The sequence below is a fragment of the Vibrio sp. 03_296 genome, assembly GCF_002265885.1.
In genome coordinates this window covers 1-796 of the sequence record NZ_NPKW01000645.1, presented here as the reverse complement: position 1 = coordinate 796, position 796 = coordinate 1, and the positions used below count along the sequence as shown (strand labels likewise).

Genomic DNA, 796 nt, shown 5'->3' with positions numbered 1-796 from the left:
TCTCGCTCATCAATACCATGGCTGCGCTGCCATAGCGACGCCCCTAAACGGCCAAATCGCTTGAGTAACTGACGATTAATCACTGTTTTCACATCTTGGCAAACGTACAAACCCGCTTGGTTCAACTTCTCTAAACTCACTTTGCCAACCCCAGGGATTTTTGTAAAGGCAAAGTATCAATCACACTCTGAACTTGCTCTGGTGGAATCACAAACTGGCCATTCGGTTTGTTCATGTCCGAGGCCACTTTGGCGAGAAATTTAATCGGAGCAACGCCTGCCGAGGCCGTGAGTTGCAGCTCATTCCAAATGTCACGACGAATCGCTTCGGCAATTAAGGTTGCCGAACCATGACATTGCGTGGAATCCGTTACATCCAAATAGGCTTCGTCGAGCGAGAGTGGCTCAATCAAGTGAGTGTAACGTGAGAAAATACTGCGAATGTGCGTTGAAACCTCTTTGTATACCTGCATCGCCAGGCACAACCAGCAACTAGGGCACTGTTTAAGCGCTTGTGCCGTTGGCATCGCACTTCTCACGCCAAACTTACGCGCTTCATAATTACAGGTACTGATGACCCACGCTGCTTTTCGTGCCCTCCAACCGCCAGAGGTCGACCGCGGAAATTGGGGTTATCACGCATCTCTACTGCGGCATAGAAGCAGTCCATATCGATATGGATTGATTTTTCGCATTTGCGTAGACATACAACACACAATTAATAACTGGATAAAACACAGTATACAGACAAATGGGACATTCTCAATCGCTCTCTATCGCCACTAATGAATCCGTAT

General features: G+C 47.6%; 1 pseudogene. It reads right to left on the bottom strand.

The annotated features are described in order from the left end of the window. Positions 1 to 669, bottom strand: a pseudogene (gene dinB / locus CIK04_RS26850) (DNA polymerase IV); the annotation flags it as partial. Positions 670 to 796: the final 127 nt, after the last annotated feature.